General features: G+C 64.0%; 3 protein-coding genes. All 3 read left to right on the top strand.

Going from position 1 to position 2,992, the window contains the following annotated elements:
* A partial coding sequence (locus AC1D00_RS34270; protein ID WP_477013721.1) for a ribose-phosphate pyrophosphokinase occupies positions 1 to 686 on the top strand: 686 nt, incomplete at its 5' end.
* Between the two features lie 233 nt (positions 687 to 919).
* A complete protein-coding gene (locus AC1D00_RS34265; protein ID WP_477013720.1) occupies positions 920 to 1,948 on the top strand; it encodes a putative zinc-binding metallopeptidase in 1,029 nt (342 codons plus the stop codon).
* Positions 1,945 to 2,979 (top strand): D-alanine--D-alanine ligase family protein, encoded by a 1,035-nt coding sequence (locus AC1D00_RS34260; protein WP_167771143.1) that lies wholly within the window; start codon positions 1,945 to 1,947, stop codon positions 2,977 to 2,979. The genes AC1D00_RS34265 and AC1D00_RS34260 overlap by 4 nt, the downstream gene beginning before the upstream one ends.
* The last annotated feature ends 13 nt before the right edge of the window (positions 2,980 to 2,992 follow it).

Genomic DNA, 2,992 nt, shown 5'->3' with positions numbered 1-2,992 from the left:
CCGCAGTGATCCCCTATTTCGGCTATGCTAGGCAGGACCGCCGCTCCGGCTCGCGCACGCCGATCTCGGCCAAGCTCGTCGCCAATCTGATCACCCATGCCGGCGTCGACCGCGTCATGACGCTCGACCTGCATGCCGGCCAGATTCAGGGCTTCTTCGACATCCCGACCGACAATTTGTTTGCTGCCCCCCTGATGGTGCGCGACATCCGCGAACGTTTCGACCTCTCCAAGGTGATGGTGGTATCGCCCGACGTCGGCGGCGTGGCCCGCGCCCGCGGACTCGCCAAGCGCATCAACACCCCGCTCGCTATCGTCGACAAGCGCCGCGAGCGGCCGGGTGAATCCGAAGTCATGAACGTGATCGGCGACGTCTCCGGCTACAGCTGTATTCTGGTCGACGACATCGTCGATTCCGGCGGCACGCTGGTGAACGCGGCCGATGCGCTGATCGCCAAGGGCGCCAAGGACGTCTACGCCTACATCACCCACGGCGTGCTCTCCGGCGGCGCGGCCGCCCGTATCACGAATTCCAAGCTGAAGGAGCTCGTGATCACCGACTCGATCCTGCCGACGGAAGCGGTGAGCAAGGCGCCGAACATCCGCACGCTGCCGATCGCCAGCCTGATCTCGGACGCGATCGCGCGCACCGCGGCGGAAGAGTCGGTGTCGAGCCTGTTCGACTGAACAAGCTGGCTTCGTAGGGTGGGTTAGCCCTGCGGACTGCGCGAAGCGCAGACCGCTCGGCGTAACCCACCTCTTTTGTTTCCGCAGCGACAGACAGTGGTGGGTTACGCCTTCGGCTAACCCACCCTACGGTCCGATGCGCCGCGGCACACCGCGCCCGCCCACGGGTTGTTGCCAACCGCGGCCCATGACATCATCCGGACGCCGAGTCATCTCTGCCCTCTGGATGCCTGATGCCACGCCGGAAATTTGCCTGGGAGAAGCTGTCGGATGACGAATTGCTCGAGCAACGCCTCAGCAGCCTGAGGGTTACGGTCGAAGGTACCTGGCTCGAGGATTGCGTCGGCACGCTCCACGAGGAGCTCGAAGAGCGGGGCATCCGGCTGCGGCCGCACACATGGATCTCGAGCGAATGGTTCAGTCCGGGAGATGTGCCCGGCATCGCCATCCCGTTCTATCTCGCCCATCCCCGCCTGATGAAGCTCGAGAAAAGGATGATGTTCGACGTCGAGGGCGGAACCTGGCGCGAGTGCATGGCCATCCTCCGTCACGAGGCAGGCCATGCCATCCAGCACGGCTATCAGTTGCAGCGCCGCCGGCGCTGGCAGCAGCTGTTCGGCCCATCGTCAAAGCACTATCCGCGCTACTACCGACCCAATCCGGYGAGCCGGCGCTATGTCCAGCATCTTCGGCTCTGGTACGCGCAGAGCCATCCTGACGAAGACTTCGCCGAAACCTTTGCGGTGTGGCTGCGGCCGCGCTCGAACTGGCGGACACGATATGCCGGCTGGCCGGCACTGAAGAAGCTCGAATATGTCGACGAACTGATGGGCGAGATCGCAGGCAAGCGGCCGCTTATCACGACGCGAGAGCGTGTCGACCCGCTGAGCAAGCTCAGCCAGACGCTCGACGACCACTACAAGAAGAAGCAGGCGTTCTACGCCTTCACGCCGCCGAAGACCTACGACCGTGACCTCTCGAGGCTGTTTTCCGCCGATCCACGGCATTACCGGTCAAAGCCGGCTTCGAGCCTGATCAGGCGGCACCGCGCCCAGATCAGGCAATTGGTCGCGCGGTGGACCGGCGAGAACCAGCTCACGCTCGATGCCGTGCTTGACGATATGATCTCCCGCTGCCGCGAGCTCGATCTGCGCGCCGTCGGCCCCGAACAGAAGCTCGTTCTCGATTTCACCGTCCTCGTGACCGCCAAGACGATGCACGCGCTGTTTGGCCCGTCTCGGCGCAAATGGATCGCGCTATGAGACGCTTGCGCATTCTGGTCCTGATGCATCCGGACTTCATGCCTCCGGACTCAAGCGACGGATACTCCGCGCAGGAAATCAACGCGTGGAAAACGGAATACGACGTGGTGAGCACCTTGCGCGCGGCCGGCCACGAGGTTCGTGCCCTCGGCGCGCAGGACGAAATCAAGCCGGTGCGCGAGGCGATCGAAGAGTTCAAGCCGCACGTGGTTTTCACGTTGCTGGAGGAATTCCACAACAACGTCGCCTACGACCAGCACATCGCCAGCTATCTCGAGCTGTTGAAGGTCCCCTATACCGGGTGCAATCCGCGCGGCCTGATCCTGGCGCGCGGCAAGGATTTGTCCAAGACGCTGGTGCATCACCGCCGGATCGCGGCGCCGGCCTTCGCCGTCTTCCCGATGCGCCGCAAGGTGAAACGCCCGACGCGCCTTGCGCTGCCGCTGATCGTCAAGAGCCTGAACATGGACGGGTCCTTCGGCATCTCGCAGGCATCGATCGTCGATACCGACGAGAAGCTCGCGGAGCGGGTCGCCTTCATTCACGARCGCGTCGAATCCGCCGCGATCGCCGAGCAGTTCATCGAGGGGCGCGAGCTCTATGTCGGCGTGCTCGGCAACAACCGGCTGCGTGTTCTGCCGGTCTGGGAACTGAAATTCGGCAGCATGGGCGGACGCAGCTCACGGCACATCGCCACGGAGAAAGCCAAGCACGACACCGACTATCAGGAAAAGGTCGGCATCGTCGACGGGCCGGCGAAGGACCTCGCGCCCGAAGTCACCGCGCGCATCCAGCGCGCCGCGAAGCGCATCTACCGGGCGCTCGGCCTCGACGGCTATGCGCGTATCGATTTTCGTCTCGCCGCCGACGGCACGCCGTATTTCATCGAAGCCAATCCCAACCCCGAGATCGCCAAGAGCCAGGAATTCGCCACGGCGGCTCAACATGCCGGGCTGAAATATCCGGATCTCCTGCAGCGCATCCTGACGCTCGGGATCAGCCGAGCCAAGGCGGGGGTGTCGCTGGGGTGATGCGAGATGGCAG

The sequence above is a fragment of the Bradyrhizobium sp. P2_E8 genome (assembly GCF_056403875.1).
Note: the sequence above shows the minus strand (reverse complement) of the source record. Positions and strands in the feature narration are given on the sequence as shown.